This is a genomic window from Ensifer adhaerens, assembly GCF_020035535.1.
Taxonomy (GTDB): domain Bacteria; phylum Pseudomonadota; class Alphaproteobacteria; order Rhizobiales; family Rhizobiaceae; genus Ensifer.
Genome location: NZ_CP083349.1, coordinates 3,111,396 through 3,125,439, shown reverse-complemented (window position 1 = coordinate 3,125,439; position 14,044 = coordinate 3,111,396). Strand labels below are relative to the sequence as shown.

Below are 14,044 nucleotides of genomic sequence, written 5' to 3'. Positions count from 1 at the left end.
AGTTCGATGAACCCTAATTTTCGTAATCTTGCCCTTTGGGCAATCATAGCGCTTCTGCTGATCGCGTTGTTCAGCATGTTCCAGCAGCCGACGGAGCGCACCGGCTCGCGCGAGATTCCGTTCTCGCAATTCCTCAAGGACGTGGATGCGAGCCGCGTCAAGGAAGTCGTGATCACCGGCTCGAAAGTGATCGGCAGCTATTCCGAAAGCGGCGCTACCTTCCAAACCTACGCGCCTTCAGTCGATACGGCGCTGACCGAGCGCCTCGAAGCCAAGGACGTGACGGTCACGGTTCGCCCGGAAACCGACGGCTCGTCCGGTTTCCTGAGCTATATCGGCACGCTGCTTCCGATGCTTCTGATCCTCGGCGTCTGGCTGTTCTTCATGCGGCAGATGCAGGGCGGTTCGCGTGGCGCCATGGGCTTCGGCAAATCCAAGGCCAAGCTCCTGACGGAAGCGCACGGCCGCGTCACTTTTGACGATGTCGCCGGCGTTGATGAAGCCAAGCAGGATCTAGAGGAAATCGTCGAATTCCTGCGTGACCCGCAGAAGTTCCAGCGTCTTGGCGGACGCATTCCGCGCGGCGTGCTGCTCGTCGGCCCTCCGGGCACCGGTAAGACGCTGCTTGCCCGCTCAGTTGCAGGCGAAGCGAACGTGCCGTTCTTCACCATCTCCGGTTCCGATTTCGTCGAAATGTTCGTCGGCGTTGGCGCCAGCCGTGTGCGCGACATGTTCGAACAGGCCAAGAAGAATGCGCCCTGCATCATCTTCATCGACGAAATCGACGCCGTCGGTCGCCATCGTGGCGCCGGTCTCGGCGGCGGTAACGACGAACGCGAACAGACGCTCAACCAGTTGCTGGTCGAGATGGACGGCTTCGAAGCCAACGAAGGCATCATCCTGATCGCCGCGACCAACCGTCCCGACGTTCTCGATCCGGCGCTTCTGCGTCCGGGCCGCTTCGACCGGCAGGTTGTCGTTCCGAACCCGGATATCAACGGTCGCGAACGCATCCTCAAGGTGCATGTGCGCAACGTGCCGCTGGCACCGAACGTCGACCTCAAGGTGCTGGCCCGCGGTACGCCCGGCTTCTCCGGTGCCGACCTCATGAACCTCGTCAACGAGGCGGCACTGATGGCGGCTCGCCGCAACAAGCGTCTTGTCACCATGCTCGAGTTCGAGGATGCCAAGGACAAGATCATGATGGGCGCGGAGCGTCGCTCCTCTGCCATGACCGAAGCCGAAAAGAAGCTGACCGCCTATCACGAAGCCGGTCACGCGATCCTGGCGCTCAACGTTCCCTCGGCCGATCCGCTGCACAAGGCAACGATCATCCCGCGTGGCCGGGCGCTTGGCATGGTCATGCAGTTGCCGGAAGGCGACCGCTACTCGATGAGCTACAAGTGGATGGTCTCGCGCCTTGCCATCATGATGGGCGGACGCGTTGCCGAAGAACTGACCTTCGGCAAGGAGAACATCACCTCGGGCGCATCGTCGGACATCGAACAGGCGACGAAGCTTGCTCGCGCGATGGTGACCCAGTGGGGCTTCTCCGACCAGCTCGGCCAGGTCTCCTACGGTGAAAACCAGCAGGAAGTCTTCCTCGGCCATTCCGTTGCCCAGCAGAAGAACGTGTCGGAAGCGACCGCCCAGAAGATCGACAACGAAATCCGTCGTCTGATCGATGAGGCCTACGAGACCGCGCGCAAAATCCTGACGGAGAAGAACCACGAGTTCGTGGCACTTGCCGAAGGGCTGCTCGAATACGAAACGCTGACCGGCGAAGAAATCAAGGCGCTGATCCGCGGCGAGAAGCCGGCACGCGACCTTGGCGACGATACGCCGCCGCATCGCGGCTCGGCCGTTCCCTCGGCTGGTTCCAAGAAGGAAGGCCCGGCGGGCAACAAGGGCGAAGAATCCGAAGGCGGATTCGAGCCGCAGCCCCAATAGCGCGACGATTAGAGATGCATCCGAGCCGCCGTTCCTTAAGTGGAGCGGCGGCTTTTGGTTGCCGACTTGGCGTCTGGCATTTGGTAACGGGATGTAATGATTTCTGATGTTACGCTCGCTGCCGTTTCCGATGCTTTTGTGTCAAAGAAGACAGGACGTGTTTGCGATGGCTGCCCTTGAACGGAACGCCGGTCGCCAGACAGACGGCATCCAAGAGCATGAAATGAGGTCCGGTCAATGAAACCCAGTCGCGCAAAACGCAGACAGGCGGAGCTGGCCAAACCAGCACTGACCCGGCAGAACGATGGAGTTCTTATGAAGCGAAAGTATTTCGGCACCGACGGCATCCGCGGCCAGTCCAACATGTTTCCGATGACACCGGACCTGGCGATGCGGGTTGGCATCGCGGTCGGTACGATCTTTCGCAATGGCGCTCACCGCCACCGCGTGGTGATCGGCAAGGATACGCGCCTTTCAGGCTACATGCTCGAGAACGCGATGGTGGCGGGCTTTACGGCGGCCGGTCTTGACGTCTTCCTGCTCGGGCCGATCCCGACGCCGGGCGTCGCGATGCTCACCCGCTCGCTGCGCGCCGATATCGGCGTGATGATCTCCGCTTCGCACAATCCCTACCAGGACAACGGCATCAAGCTTTTCGGTCCCGACGGCTACAAGCTTTCCGACGACATTGAACAGAAGATCGAAGCCCTGCTCGACCAGGATCTTTCGGGGCAGTTGGCGAAATCGGAAGACATCGGCCGGGCGAAACGCGTCGATGGTGACATCTATCGCTATCTGGAACACGCCAAGCGCACGCTGCCGCGTGACGTCACGCTGCAGGGGCTCCGGATCGCTGTCGATTGCGCCAATGGCGCGGCCTACAAGGTGGCGCCGACCGCCCTTTGGGAACTGGGCGCGGAAGTCGTGACCATCGGAACGGAACCGAACGGTCTCAACATCAATCTTGATTGTGGTTCCACCCATCCGGCCACGCTGTCGAAGAAGGTCCATGAAGTGCGCGCCGACATCGGCATCGCGCTCGATGGCGACGCCGATCGTGTGCTGATCGTCGACGAGAACGGCACGGTGATCGACGGCGACCAGCTGATGGCTGTGATCGCCGACAGCTGGGCGGAAGACGGCATGTTGCGCGGCGGTGCGGTGGCGGCGACCGTCATGTCCAATCTCGGTCTCGAGCGCTACCTTCGGGGGCGCGGCATCGATCTGCGGCGCACGAAGGTCGGCGACCGTTATGTCGTCGAGCAGATGCGTCAGGACGGCCTCAATGTGGGCGGTGAACAGTCCGGCCATATCGTGCTTTCGGATTTCGGCACGACGGGCGATGGCCTTGTGGCCGCTCTGCAGATCCTCGCGGTGATCAAGCGCCAGGGCAAGCCGGTGAGCGAAGTGTGCCACCGCTTCGAACCGGTGCCGCAGGTCCTGAAGAATGTTCGCGTTTCCGCCGGAAAGCCGCTTGAGGACGCGACGGTGCGTCAGGCGATCGCCGACGCGGAAGCGGAGCTTGCCAAGTCCGGCCGGCTCTTGATCCGGCCATCCGGTACGGAGCCACTCATCCGCGTGATGGCGGAAGGTGACGATCGTGGCCAGATCGAACGCATCGTCGACGAGTTGGTCAACGTCATCGGCAGCGTGCGCAACGCCGCCTGACACATTCAGCGATTGATTTCCCTCCAGGGCCGGTGCGACGCACCGGCCTCTTTTTTGTCTGCATCTCGATCGGGGGCGCGGGGCGTGCTGTCCCATGATTGGAATTCCGATCCGCAGAATTGTTGGCTCTGAAAGGCGATCCAGCGCACTGTCTTGCCGCTTTATTTAGCTCCACCTTAAGGGAACTACAGGGCGGACAGTAACGCGTCACAGCAACCACAAGAATAGGTTGGTATCTTAACAATCTCGGTAAACGTTTGTAGTTAATCGGAACTTAACCTTTCCTCATCATTATCCATAACCAACATCGGGATTTGGGCACCGGTTTCATGGTGAACCAAGCAACGGAATGTATTGGAGTGGGCCATGAAGAGAATTTTGAGTGGCGTTGTGGCTATCTTGCTCAGCGGCACGGCAGCTTTTGCTGCGGATGTCTACCAACCTATGGAGCCGGTGCCGGAGCAGCCCGTCGAGGTCATTCAGACCAGCGGTTGGTATCTGCGCGGTGACGTTGGCTATGCGTGGAACCATCTGCGCGGCGCGAATTTTTACCAGGGTGGGCCGAGTGGCTCGATCGCGGACTTCGATTCGGCCGATATCGATGATTCCTGGGTGATCGGCGGCGGTGTCGGTTACCAGTTCAACAACTACCTGCGTGCGGATATCACGGCCGACTACTGGGGCAACGGCGACTTTGCCGGCTCGACCAGCGGCGGCTGCGGGCTCTTCCCGGGTGAGCCTTGCGTTTCGCGAGACATTAGCTCGGTTTCCGCGTGGAGCCTTATGGCCAACGCCTATGTCGACATCGGCACCTACGGTGCTTTCACTCCGTACGTCGGCGCCGGTATCGGTGCGACGCGTGTGAGTTGGGACGGACTGCGCAACACGAGCTGCGTAGATGGCGACCCCACCCGATGCGACCCGACGACCAATCATGGTGGCAAAGACAGCTGGCGCTTCACCTACGCCCTCATGGCCGGCACCGCGATCGACCTGACCTGCAACCTGAAGGCGGATATCGGTTATCGCTTCCGCCAGGTCGATGATGGCGACATGTTCGGCTACGCCAACGGCGGCGGTCCGGGCTTCGACGACGGCTTCTACATCCACGAAGCGCGCGCCGGTCTGCGCTATTCCTTCGGCAATACCTGCGAAGTGCCTTACGAGCCGCCGCCGATCGTCTACAAGTAATCGGATCGTCTCGGGGAAATACCAAGGCCACCTTCGGGTGGCCTTTTCGTTGTCACCAATCTTTGCCTGTTCCCTAACAAGCATGGTTAACCAGGGGTTAACCACTGACTGCCAATAGTTAACGCTGAACGAAGCGGTGACGGCATGGCTCCATCCCGCACGAATAGCAGCGGTGAAAGGGCATGGGCATGGATTGGCGAAACGGGTTCTGCGGAGCCGCTTTTGGTGCCGGCCTGCTTCTTTCGGGCGCCGCGCTGGCGGCCGACGAGGATCTGCTGAATGCCCCGGAGATCACCATCGAAAAAGAAGCGGCCAGTTCAGGCGGGATCTACCTGCGTGGCGATATCGGCTATGCGCCCTGGCGCGGCGAAGGCGATCCCTATTATCGCACCTTCGATGCGGGCACGCTGAGCTACGACAGCGTTCCCTTCGACAATGCGCGTTTTGACAAGCCGTTCTCCGGTTCGCTCGGCGTCGGTTACCAGTTTACCGATACGTTCCGCGCCGACCTGACGGCCGACTATTTCGAGGGCCGGTTCAGCGGATCGTCTGCGTCTGCTAGTCCGTGCGCCGGGCAGGGGGCAGGGACATCCTGCGCCTTCTCGACCGCTGCCGATTATTCCGCCCTCGGGTTGATGGTGAACGCCTACATGGATTTCGGCACGCTCGCCGGCTTCACGCCCTATGTCGGCGGCGGCATCGGCGCGACGCGCCTCAACTGGGACACGGCAGTCGAAAGCGCCACTTGTGTGGCCGGTGGAGGCGCCTGCGCCGGTTCGCCCACCGCTGCCTCCTACGAGGGACGCGACAGCTGGCGTTTCACCTATGCGCTGATGGCGGGCGTCTCCTATGATCTCAGCGACCAGCTGAAGCTCGATGTCGGCTATCGTTACTCCCATATCGCCGATGGTGAGATGTTCGGTTTCGGGGCCGAGGCTCTGGTGGGCGCTACCGGTGACAAGGGCTTCGACGACGGGCTTTCCCGTCACGAGATTCGCGCGGGCCTGCGCTTCTCCTTCTAACGCTTTGAAGCGCCACGGTTTCGGCGGAAGTCGGATCATGCTGATCCGCCTGATGTCTCAGCCTCTTGCTCGGAAGAAAGTGACGCCCGGCAACAATCGGTCGGCGGGCATTGTTCCACTTTTGCAGATGTTGCCCGCGACGCCATAAATTTTCTCGATTGCGACAAAGCGCTTGACTTCCGGTCCCGCTCACAATATCGACGACGGCGGGACACCCTTCCCCAACGAAGGGCTATCTATCTGGAAGGATAGCACATGGCAAAGCCTGCACAGCCGGACCTCCGTCCGAACAATACCCATTTCTCTTCTGGCCCTTGCTCGAAGCGCCCCGGTTGGACGCTCGACGCTCTCTCCGATGCTCCGCTCGGTCGTTCGCACCGCGCCAAGATCGGCAAGACGAAGCTGAAGCAGGCCATCGATCTTACCCGTGACATTCTTGAAGTGCCGGCCGACTACCGTATCGGTATCGTGCCCGCTTCCGACACCGGCGCCGTCGAAATGGCGCTCTGGTCCCTGCTCGGTCAACGCGGCGTCGACATGGTCGCCTGGGAAAGCTTTGGCGCCGGCTGGGTGACCGACGTGGTCAAGCAGCTGAAGCTCGCCGACGTTCGCAAGTTCGAAGCCGGCTACGGCGAGCTTCCCGATCTTTCCAAGGTGGATTTCGACCGCGACGTGGTCTTCACCTGGAACGGCACGACCTCGGGCGTGCGCGTGCCGAACGGCGATTTCATCCCGGCCGACCGCAAGGGCCTGACGATCTGCGACGCCACCTCTGCCGCCTTCGCGCAGAACCTCGACTTTGCCAAGCTCGATGTCGTCACCTTCTCTTGGCAGAAGGTTCTTGGCGGCGAAGGCGCCCATGGCGTCATCATCCTGTCGCCGCGCGCCGTTGAACGCCTGCTCACCTACGTGCCGGCCTGGCCGCTGCCGAAGATCTTCCGCATGACCTCGGGCGGCAAGCTGATCGAAGGCATCTTCACTGGCGAAACCATCAACACGCCGTCGATGCTCTGCGTCGAGGACTATATCGATGCGCTCGTCTGGGCGCAGCAGGTCGGTGGGCTCAAGGGCCTGATGGCTCGGGCTGATGCCAATGCGCAGGCGATCTTCGAGTTTGTTGCCGCCAATGACTGGATCGCCAACCTGGCGGTCAAGGACGAGACCCGCTCCAACACCTCGGTCTGCTTGAAGATCGTCGACAAGGACGTGCTCGCGCTCGACGCCGACGGACAGGCAGCCTTTGCCAAGGGCGTGGTTGCCCTTCTCGAAAAGGAAGGCGTTGCCTTCGACATCGGCCACTACCGCGATGCACCGTCCGGTCTTCGCATCTGGGCCGGTGCCACCATCGAGACCGCCGACATGAAGGCGCTGATGCCCTGGCTGACCTGGGCCTTCGAGACCCAGAAGGCAACGCTGGCGCAGGCTGCGGCCTGATCGGACAAGGGGTGAGGACAATGAACTTCGCCCGCATCTCACACTGATTTGAGTGATCCGCTTCGCTCCCGATGGGGGGCGAGGCCTGGCTAATCGCATTCCCATTCAGACCTGATCTTTAAGGAGGCCTCCCATGGCACCTCGCGTTCTCGTATCCGACGAACTGTCGGAAACCGCCGTCCAGATCTTCCGCGATCGCGGCGTCGAAGTCGATTTCCAGCCGAAGCTCGGCAAGGACAAGGACAAGCTCGCCGAAATCATCGGCAACTACGACGGTCTCGCCATTCGCTCGGCCACCAAGGCGACCGAAAAGCTGATCGCGGCTGCGACCAACCTCAAGGTCATCGGCCGCGCCGGCATCGGCGTCGACAATGTCGATATCCCGGCCGCTTCGCGTCGCGGTATCATCGTGATGAACACGCCCTTCGGCAATTCGATCACGACCGCCGAACATGCGATCGCGCTGCTCTTTGCCGTTGCCCGCCAGCTTCCGGCTGCCGACACCTCGACGCAGGCCGGCAAGTGGGAAAAGTCCCGCTTCATGGGTGTCGAAATCACCGGCAAGACGCTCGGCGTCATCGGCGCAGGCAACATCGGCTCGATCGTCTGCTCGCGCGCCATCGGCCTGAAGATGCACGTTCTCGCCTATGACCCGTTCCTTTCCAAGGAGCGTGCCGAGGAAATGGGCGTCACCAAGGTCGAGCTCGACGAGCTGCTCGCCCAGGCTGATTTCATCACCCTGCACGTGCCGCTGACCGACAAGACCCGCAACATCCTGAGCGCCGAGGCACTCGCCAAGACCAAGCCGGGTGTACGCATCGTCAACTGCGCTCGCGGCGGTCTCGTCGATGAAAAGGCGCTTGCCGAAGCGATCAAGTCGGGCCACGTCGCCGGTGCTGGCTTCGACGTGTTCGAAGTCGAGCCCGCGACCGAGAGCCCACTCTTCGGCCTGCCGAACGTCGTCTGCACCCCGCATCTCGGCGCGTCGACCACGGAAGCCCAGGAGAACGTGGCGCTGCAGGTTGCCGAGCAGATGTCGGACTACCTGGTCAAGGGTGCCGTCTCCAACGCCATCAACATGCCGTCGATCACCGCTGAGGAAGCGCCAATCCTGAAGCCGTTCATCCGGCTTGCCGACGTCCTCGGCGCCTTCGTCGGCCAGGTCACCGAAAGCGCGATCAAGGAAATCGAGATCCTCTATGACGGCTCGACCGCAGGTATGAACACCAAGGCGCTGACGAGCGCCGTGCTTGCCGGCCTCATCCGGCCGCAGGTTGCCGACGTCAACATGGTTTCGGCGCCGGTCATGATCAAGGAAAAGGGCATCATCCTGTCCGAAGTGAAGCGCGACAAGACCGGCGTCTTCGACGGCTACATCAAGCTGACGGTGAAGACGGCGAACCAGACGCGTTCGGTCGCCGGTACGGTGTTCTCGGACGGCAAGCCGCGCTTCATCCAGATCAAGGGCATCAACCTCGATGCGGATGTCGGTAGCCACATGGTCTACATCACCAACACCGACGTCCCCGGCATGATCGGCTTCATCGGCACGACGCTCGGCGATGCCGGCGTCAACATCGCGAACTTCCAGCTCGGCCGCGAGAAGGAAGCCGGCGACGCGATCGCGCTGCTCTATGTCGACGGTGCGGTTTCGGAGGCCGTGCTTGACAAGCTGCGCGCCAATCAGGCAATTCGCCAGGCAAAGCCGCTGGTCTTCAACATCGATTGACGCCAGCCCAGCAAGCGGCAGCACGGGCTGCCGCTTTGCCGACCCAATCACGGGACATAGCGAGGACGCACCGGCTGACCGCCGGTGCGTTTTCCTGTTTGAACGCATGTGACGAGAAATGACCGAAATGACATTCCACTGGCGCGAGGCAAGCCTGCCTGACCTTGCCTCCGTGTCGGAGATCCAGCTCGTTGTTCACCAGGCCTTTCCCGAGGACGACGCCGTGCTCGCTGACCGCATCGCGCTTAGCCCTGCCGGTTGCTTCATGCTCGACGCAGAGGGGCAGTCCCGCGGCTACGTGCTGAGCCATCCTTGGCTCCGCGGCGCGCCGCCGTCGCTGAACACCATGCTCGGCGAGATTCCTGATGCCGCCGATACCTGGTACATCCATGATCTCGCGCTCTTGCCGGAGATGCGTGGCTCCGGAGCGGGTGGCGGAATTCTTCCCTTTCTGGAAGATGCTGCCAGAACGGAAGGCTTGCGGTCGATGTCGCTCGTCTCGGTCAACGGATCCCGCGGCTTCTGGGAGAGGCAAGGGTTTGAAGTGCGCATGGACGAACGGCTGGCGCTGAAGCTCTCAAGCTACGGCGAGGAAGCGCTCTACATGGAGCGGCTGCTTGCCTGAGAAATGAAAATGGCGCCGGAAACCGGCGCCATTTCTCTTTGTCTTGATTGATGGGAGTTCAGGCGGCCCGCCGAGTCGGGCGCCACTCTCTCTCATCGACGGTGAACTGGGCAAGCCGACCGGACAGCACGTTGCTTTCGCCGGCCAGAGCTTGGCTCGCCGCCGAGGTCTGCTCGACCATGGCCGCGTTCTGCTGAGTCATCTGGTCCATCTGGTTGACGGCGGTGTTGATTTCACGCAACCCGACAGACTGTTCCCGCGCCGCGGTCGCAATGGCGACGATGCGCTCGTTGATCTCGTTGACCCGGCGTTCGATATCGCCGAGCGCCGAACCGGTCGCCTCGACGAGACGTACGCCGGCCGAAACCTCGACGCCGGAAGCGGTGATGAGCCCCTTGATCTCCTTGGCAGCCGTCGCCGAACGCTGTGCCAGTTCACGCACCTCCTGCGCGACCACGGCAAAGCCCTTGCCAGCGTCACCCGCCCGCGCGGCCTCGACGCCAGCATTCAGTGCGAGCAGGTTCGTCTGGAAGGCGATGTCGTCGATCACGCCGATGATTTCGCCGATCTTGGAGGACGAATGTTCGATGCGACCCATCGCATGGATGGCGTCACGGACGACCTCGCTCGAGGCGGCCGCACCCTGGCGGGCTTCGGCGACCATGCGGGTCGCTTCCTCGGCGCGGTTGGTGGAGTTCTGGACCGCAGAGGTGATCTCGTCGAGGGCGGCTGCCGTTTCTTCGAGCGATGCCGCCTGCTGCTCCGTGCGCTGCGACAGGTCGTTGGCTGCCCGGCTTATCTCGTTGGCATTGCCGGTGACGACAGAGGTGGAATCGGCGATTGCGCTCACGGTCGAGCGCAACGCGGCAACGGCGGTGTTGAAGTCCTGGCGCAGCTTCTCGTAGTCGGAACCAAGATCCGGCACGTTGGTGGTGAGGTCGCCGCTCGCGAGCCTTTCCAGCGCGCCGCCAATGGTGCTGACGACATGGGCCTGCACGCGGGCGGTTGCCTGCTGCATTTCCTCGTTCGCGCTGCGCTCGCCGTCGAGTGCCACTTGCTGCTCACGCTGGCGAACTTCGAGCGCGTTGCGTTCGATCACCGAGGCGCGCAGCACGACAAGCGCATCCGCCATGTGGCCGATTTCGTCGCGGCGGTCGGTATCTGGAACTTCCGAACGGGTGTCGTTGTTCGACACTTCGAGCATGACGTCCTTCAGCCGGTTGATCGGCCGGCTGATCGAGCGACCGATCGCCATGGCGGCGGCAAGCGTTGCGATCGCAGCGATCGCCGTGGTGATGATCGTCATCAGCAGCGACGCATTGTATTTGGCAGCGAGATCGTCGGCATAGACGCCGGTACCCACCCCCCAACCCCAGGGCTTGAAGCCCTGGATGTAGGAGTACTTCTCGACCGGTTCCTCGTGGCCGGGCTTGTCCCAATAATAGTTTACGATGCCACTGCCCGGGTTCTGGGAGAGTGCGATGAGTTCGACGTTGAAGGCCTTGCCGTTGGTGTCCTTCAGGCCGCGGATGTCGGTGCCGACGAGCTGCTTGGCAAGGGGATGGGCGACCATCATGCCGTCGAAGCTATTGATGAAGAAATAACCGTCCTGGCCGAAGCGCATGGCCATGACCGCCGAAATGGCGCGGCTTTGGGCTTCTTCCCGGGTCAGCGCGCCGCTGCGTTCCTGTTCCTCGAAGCTTGCGATCGTGGAGATCGCTGCCTCCGTGACGTTGCGCAGCATCTGCCGGCGCTCGTCGCTGACTTCGGAGTTGGCAACCTGCGTCTTGTAGGCCATGGCTGCTGCCATGAAGACCAGCGCCATCGCCGTCAATAAATAGATACGTGTCGAAATTCTAATATTTTTCACTGCCTTAGCCCCAGGGAGAATATCCTGGCGGGGACAGAAACACTCATCTGCTAACCAAGGCTTAAGCCAACTCCCGAGTTCTAGCGATTGCATCGCGCGACGCTTGCCCGGCAGGCGTGAAGCCCTTCAGCGCGGGCGACCCCTCTCGGCAACGGCGATACCACCAAGCACCAGCAGGAGGGCGACGAGATGGAAAAGATGGAAGGTCTCGCCGATCAGCATAACGGAAAGCAGCGTTCCGAAAACGGGGATAGCATTGATGAACAGGCCCGCCCGGTTCGCGCCGATCATCTCGACGCCACGGACATAAAGTACCTGTGACATCAGCGAAGGGAAGATCGCCGCATAGAGAACGATGACCCACCCGGTGGTGTCTGGCACGACCGCCGTGCCGCTGCCGATTTCCCAGAAGAGCAGCGGCAGGGCGCTGAGGAGCGCGCCGAAGGCCGGTGCCGCAATGAAGCTCTGCCAATGCATCGTCGGCTTGTAGCGGAGCGCTACCGTGTAGCCGGCATAGACGACGCAGGCGACGATCATCAGGGCGTCGCCGAAATTGAACTCCAGCGTCAGCAGGCTCGAAATGTCGCCATGGGCGGCAGTCACCAGCACGCCGATCAGGGTAACGGTGAAGCCGATCACCTGGGCGATCGACGCCCTCGTGCGGAAGAGGACGAAGTTGAACAGGAAGATCAGCATCGGGATGCCGGCCTGGAGAATGACGGCGTTGATGGCGCTCGTATATTTCAGCGCCGAGTAGAGTAGGGCATTGAAGGTGGTGAAGCCGATCGCACCATAGGCGAGCAGTTGCAGCCAATGTTGGCGGATCTTGTCCCAGTCGCGGCGGATCTGCGGCGTCATCAGCACCAGGATGACGATCAGAGCGAATACCCAGCGCAAGGTCGTCAGCATCATCGGGCTCACGTGTCCGACCGCCATCTTGCCGGCGACAGAATTGCCGCCCCAGAAGAGCGCGGTGATGCAGAGATAGAAATAGGCCCTGGAATTCACGATGCTCTGACCTGTGTGGAGATGGGCGACCTGTTGCCGCGATGGCGGGGAAAGGCGAAGATATAGGTGCTAAATCCCGGCCTTGTCATGCAAAAAGGGCGGAACGCCGGACACAACGGGGTCGCTTTCCAGATGACAACACAGTATAGATGCGCGGGTTTGAGAACAGCGCAGCCTCGTTTGCGCGCCTGAACAGGAAGAGAATTATGACGAACGTCGTAGTGGTCGGCTCCCAATGGGGTGACGAAGGCAAAGGCAAGATTGTGGATTGGCTCTCCGAGCGCGCCGATATCGTCGTGCGCTTTCAGGGCGGTCACAACGCCGGCCATACGCTGGTAATCGACGGCGTCAGCTACAAGCTGTCGCTCCTGCCCTCGGGCGTCGTCCGTCCCGGCAAGCTTGCCGTCATCGGCAACGGCGTCGTCATCGATCCGCATGCGCTGATCGCCGAGATCGACAAGCTCGGCAAGCAGGGCATCGCGATCACGCCGGACAACCTGCGCATCGCCGACAACGCCACGCTGATCCTGTCGCTGCACCGCGAACTCGATGGTATCCGCGAGGATGCGGCCTCCAACAGCGGCACCAAGATCGGCACCACGCGCCGCGGCATCGGCCCGGCCTACGAAGACAAGGTCGGCCGTCGCGCCATCCGCGTCATGGACCTCGCCGATCTTGACACCCTGCCGGCCAAGGTCGACCGCCTGCTGACGCACCACAACGCGCTGCGTCGCGGGCTCGGTGAAGCCGAGATCAGCCACGATGCGATCATGCAGGAGCTTTCTTCTGTTGCCGCCAAGGTGTTGCCGTTCATGGACACCATCTGGGTTCTGCTCGACAAGGCCCGCCGCAAGGGCGCGCGCATCCTGTTCGAAGGTGCGCAGGGCACGCTGCTCGACATCGACCACGGCACCTATCCGTTCGTCACCTCGTCGAACACGGTTGCCGGCCAGGCTGCCGCCGGTTCGGGCATGGGCCCGGGCTCGCTCGGCTACATCCTCGGCATCACCAAGGCCTACACGACGCGCGTCGGCGAAGGCCCGTTCCCGACCGAGCTCACCGATGAAATCGGCCAGTTCCTCGGCGAAAAGGGTCATGAGTTCGGCACCGTGACGGGTCGCAAGCGCCGTTGCGGCTGGTTCGACGCCGCACTGGTGCGCCAGTCGGTCGCCGCCAACGGCATCACCGGTATCGCGCTCACCAAGCTCGATGTGCTCGACGGTCTTGACGAACTGAAGATCTGCGTCGGTTATACTCTGGACGGACAGCAGATCGACCATCTGCCGGCAAGCCAGGCGCAGCAAGCTTCGGCAAAGCCAGTGTATGTTACACTCGAAGGCTGGAAGGAATCGACGGTTGGCGCACGCAGCTGGGCGGATCTTCCGGCACAGGCGATCAAATACGTTCGCCAGGTGGAAGAACTGATCGGCGCGCCGGTTGCTCTTCTTTCCACCAGCCCGGAGCGGGACGACACGATACTTGTGACGGACCCCTTTGAGGACTAGTGTCGGCGAAATGACATTGCGTCGCGATCGCAAAGACATACC

At 61.8% G+C, this 14,044-nt stretch carries 10 protein-coding genes; 8 read left to right on the top strand and 2 right to left on the bottom strand.

Annotated elements, in window-relative coordinates; translation table 11 throughout:
- The first annotated feature begins 6 nt into the window (after positions 1-6).
- From ftsH to LAC81_RS15380, 7 genes are all read left to right on the top strand, one after another.
- Positions 7-1,950 (top strand): ATP-dependent zinc metalloprotease FtsH, encoded by a 1,944-nt coding sequence (gene ftsH / locus LAC81_RS15410; RefSeq protein ID WP_113538650.1) that lies wholly within the window; start codon positions 7-9, stop codon positions 1,948-1,950.
- Between the two features lie 315 nt (positions 1,951-2,265).
- Positions 2,266-3,618: a phosphoglucosamine mutase gene (gene glmM / locus LAC81_RS15405; RefSeq protein ID WP_223725510.1), complete on the top strand. Its 1,353-nt coding sequence runs from the start codon at positions 2,266-2,268 to the stop codon at positions 3,616-3,618.
- Positions 3,619-3,984: 366 nt separating this feature from the next.
- Positions 3,985-4,809 carry an outer membrane protein gene (locus tag LAC81_RS15400; RefSeq protein ID WP_223725509.1) on the top strand — a complete coding sequence of 275 codons (825 nt, stop codon included), beginning with the start codon at positions 3,985-3,987 and terminating at the stop codon, positions 4,807-4,809.
- A gap of 188 nt (positions 4,810-4,997) precedes the next feature.
- Positions 4,998-5,831: an outer membrane protein gene (locus LAC81_RS15395; protein WP_223725508.1), complete on the top strand. Its 834-nt coding sequence runs from the start codon at positions 4,998-5,000 to the stop codon at positions 5,829-5,831.
- A gap of 255 nt (positions 5,832-6,086) precedes the next feature.
- The gene (locus LAC81_RS15390) at positions 6,087-7,265 is read left to right on the top strand and encodes a phosphoserine transaminase (RefSeq protein ID WP_223725507.1); all 1,179 of its coding nucleotides are present in this window, start codon (positions 6,087-6,089) and stop codon (positions 7,263-7,265) included.
- A 133-nt stretch (positions 7,266-7,398) separates the two neighbouring features.
- Positions 7,399-8,994 (top strand): phosphoglycerate dehydrogenase, encoded by a 1,596-nt coding sequence (gene serA / locus LAC81_RS15385; RefSeq protein WP_113538654.1) that lies wholly within the window; start codon positions 7,399-7,401, stop codon positions 8,992-8,994.
- Between the two features lie 118 nt (positions 8,995-9,112).
- Complete coding sequence (locus LAC81_RS15380) at positions 9,113-9,619, top strand: GNAT family N-acetyltransferase (protein ID WP_223725506.1); 507 nt, start codon at positions 9,113-9,115, stop codon at positions 9,617-9,619.
- Positions 9,620-9,677: 58 nt separating this feature from the next.
- On the opposite strand, the gene LAC81_RS15375 is transcribed toward LAC81_RS15380, so the two are convergent.
- Positions 9,678-11,489: a methyl-accepting chemotaxis protein gene (locus tag LAC81_RS15375; RefSeq protein WP_223725505.1), complete on the bottom strand. Its 1,812-nt coding sequence runs from the start codon at positions 11,487-11,489 to the stop codon at positions 9,678-9,680.
- A gap of 126 nt (positions 11,490-11,615) precedes the next feature.
- Positions 11,616-12,497: a DMT family transporter gene (locus LAC81_RS15370; protein WP_223725504.1), complete on the bottom strand. Its 882-nt coding sequence runs from the start codon at positions 12,495-12,497 to the stop codon at positions 11,616-11,618.
- A gap of 206 nt (positions 12,498-12,703) precedes the next feature.
- Here LAC81_RS15370 and LAC81_RS15365 point away from each other — a divergent pair, with 206 nt between their 5' ends.
- Positions 12,704-14,002 (top strand): adenylosuccinate synthase, encoded by a 1,299-nt coding sequence (locus LAC81_RS15365; RefSeq protein WP_113538658.1) that lies wholly within the window; start codon positions 12,704-12,706, stop codon positions 14,000-14,002.
- Positions 14,003-14,044: the final 42 nt, after the last annotated feature.